The organism is Pseudomonas sp. Sample_9 (assembly GCF_004307535.1).
GTDB lineage: Bacteria > Pseudomonadota > Gammaproteobacteria > Pseudomonadales > Pseudomonadaceae > Aquipseudomonas > Aquipseudomonas mercuritolerans.
In genome coordinates, this window is record NZ_RAZO01000332.1 from 1 (window position 1) to 2,650 (window position 2,650).

General features: G+C 60.9%; 3 protein-coding genes. All 3 read left to right on the forward strand.

The window, feature by feature from the left end:
- Positions 1 to 417 (forward strand): gamma-glutamyl-gamma-aminobutyrate hydrolase family protein (locus D6877_RS18585; protein ID WP_178083713.1); only part of this gene is annotated, 417 nt, incomplete at its 5' end.
- Between the two features lie 369 nt (positions 418 to 786).
- Positions 787 to 1,929 carry a polyamine ABC transporter ATP-binding protein gene (gene potA, locus D6877_RS18590; protein WP_024013333.1) on the forward strand — a complete coding sequence of 381 codons (1,143 nt, stop codon included), beginning with the start codon at positions 787 to 789 and terminating at the stop codon, positions 1,927 to 1,929.
- Positions 1,926 to 2,650, forward strand: a 725-nt coding sequence (locus D6877_RS18595) for an ABC transporter permease subunit (protein ID WP_130911720.1), incomplete at its 3' end; no start/stop codon positions are given. The genes potA and D6877_RS18595, both read left to right, overlap by 4 nt.

Consider the following 2,650-nt stretch of genomic DNA (forward strand, 5'->3'; position numbering starts at 1 on the left):
TTCCAGGAAATGAACGTGGCGTTCGGCGGCAGCCTGCATCAGAAGGTGCACGAGCTGCCCGGCATGCTCGATCACCGTGAAGCCGACAGCCCGGATGTCGCCGTGCAATACGCGCCGGCCCATGCGGTCAGCGTCATCGCTGGCGGTGTGTTCGAAGCGCTGGAGCTGCCCGACGAATTTCAGGTCAATTCGATTCACAGTCAGGGCATCGACCGCCTCGCCCCCGGCCTGCGTGCTGAAGCCGTGGCGCCGGACGGCCTGATCGAAGCGATCTCGGTCGAGCACAGCCCGACCTTCGCCCTCGGCGTGCAATGGCACCCGGAATGGCAAGTGCTGGACAACCCGAACTACCTGAAGATTTTCCAGGCGTTCGGCGCAGCGTGCCGGCAACGGGCGGCGCGGCGCAGTCAGCGCTGACGCAATCCCAAACCAGATAACGATTTACTGCCCCCACGCCTGGCGGGTGTGCGTTTGCACATCCGCCAGTCGTGAACTGCAACACCCGTGATAACAACAAGTACGACCCAGGCAGCCAGGACGGCGGCGCCGAACAAGCCGGATCGGTACGGACAAAGGCCACTCAGGTCAACGCATATCCCCTGTGGGAGCGAGCCTGCTCGCGAAAGCGGCGTATCAGCAAACGATGATGTCGACTGACACTCCGTATTCGCGAGCAGGCTCGCTCCCACAGGTTCTGCGCCAGCTGACAGGCATTCCGGACCGCTCCGCAATCCACTTAAGCCCGGCCACATTGGCCAGGCACACGACACCTGTTGGGAGTTTCACATGGCAAACGCCTCCAGCACTTACCGCAAGGCACTCGAGGGTCAGCAGCAACCGAAAAAGGTGCTGGTGAAAGTCGATCGTGTCACCAAGAAGTTCGACGAAACCGTGGCCGTGGACGATGTGTCCCTGGAGATCCATCAGGGCGAAATATTCGCGCTGCTGGGCGGTTCCGGTTCGGGCAAATCGACTCTGCTGCGCATGCTCGCCGGTTTCGAGCGGCCGACCGAGGGGCGGATTCTGCTCGATGGCGTGGACATCACCGACATGCCGCCTTACGAGCGGCCGATCAACATGATGTTCCAGTCCTACGCATTGTTCCCGCACATGACCGTGGCACAGAACATCGCCTTCGGCCTCAAGCAGGACCGTTTGCCTGCCAGCGAAATCGATGCCCGCGTCGAAGAAATGCTGCGTCTGGTGCACATGACCCAATACGCCAAGCGCCGCCCGCACCAGTTGTCCGGCGGCCAGCGGCAGCGCGTGGCCCTCGCCCGCTCGTTGGCCAAACGGCCGAAACTGTTGCTGCTCGACGAGCCGATGGGTGCGCTGGATAAAAAGCTGCGTTCGCAGATGCAGCTTGAGCTGGTGGAAATCATCGAGCGCGTCGGCGTGACCTGCGTCATGGTCACCCACGACCAGGAAGAAGCCATGACCATGGCCCAGCGCATCGCGATCATGCACCTGGGCTGGATCGCGCAGATCGGCAGCCCGGTGGACATTTATGAAGCGCCGGTCAGCCGCATGGTCTGCGAATTCATCGGTAACGTGAACGCTTTCGACGGCACCGTGGTGGAAGATCTCGAAGGCCACGCGATCATTCACAGCCCCGACTTGCAGCAGAAGATCTATGTCGGTCACGGCGTCAGCACGTCGGTGCAGGACAAGTCGATCACCTACGCCATCCGCCCGGAAAAAATGCTCGTCAGCACCACCCAACCGGAGTTCCGCTACAACTGGTCCGAAGGCAAGGTCCACGACATTGCCTACCTTGGCGGCCACTCGGTGTTCTACGTCGAGCTGCCCGGCGGCAAGATCGTCCAGTCGTTCATGGCCAACGCCGAACGCCGTGGCGCGCGGCCGACCTGGGACGACAAGGTCTACGTCTGGTGGGAAGACGACAGCGGCGTGGTGCTGCGCTCATGAGAACTTTCAATCAGCAATTCCTGCGCCTGGTGCCCAGCGGACGAAAACTGGTGATCGGCATTCCGTTCATCTGGCTGTTCCTGTTCTTCATGCTGCCGTTCTTCCTGGTGATGAAGATCAGCTTCTCGGAAGCCGCGCTGTCGATCCCGCCGTACTCGGAGATCTACACCTTCGCCGAACAGAAATTCCAGCTGCTGCTGAACATCGGCAACTACTCCCTGCTCGGCGAAGACGAGCTGTACCTGTCGGCGTATCTCGGCTCGCTGAAGGTCGCGGCACTGAGCACGCTGATGTGCCTGGTGATCGGTTTCCCGATGGCCTACGCGATCACCAAGACCGGCAAGGAAACGCAAAACGTCCTGCTGCTGTTGATCATGATGCCGACCTGGACCGCGATCCTGATCCGCGTGTATGCGTGGATGGGCATCCTCAGCAACAACGGTCTGCTCAACGGGTTCCTGATGTGGACCGGGCTCACCGATCACCCGATCGAGATCCTCAACACCAACACTGCGGTGTACATCGGCGTGGTTTACGCGTATCTGCCGTTCATGGTGCTGCCGCTCTACGCCAACCTGGTCAAGCACGACAACAGTCTGCTGGAAGCCGCGCAGGATCTGGGTTCGAGCAACTTCAACAACTTCTGGAAGATCACCGTGCCGCTGGCCAAGAACGGCATCATTGCCGGCTGCATGCTGGTGTTCATTCCGGTGGTCGGCGA

What these genes read in the sequence shown, in the direction of transcription:
- potA (WP_024013333.1), top strand. Translation starts at nt 787, where the DNA reads ATGGCAAACGCCTCCAGCACTTACCGCAAGGCACTCGAGGGTCAGCAG.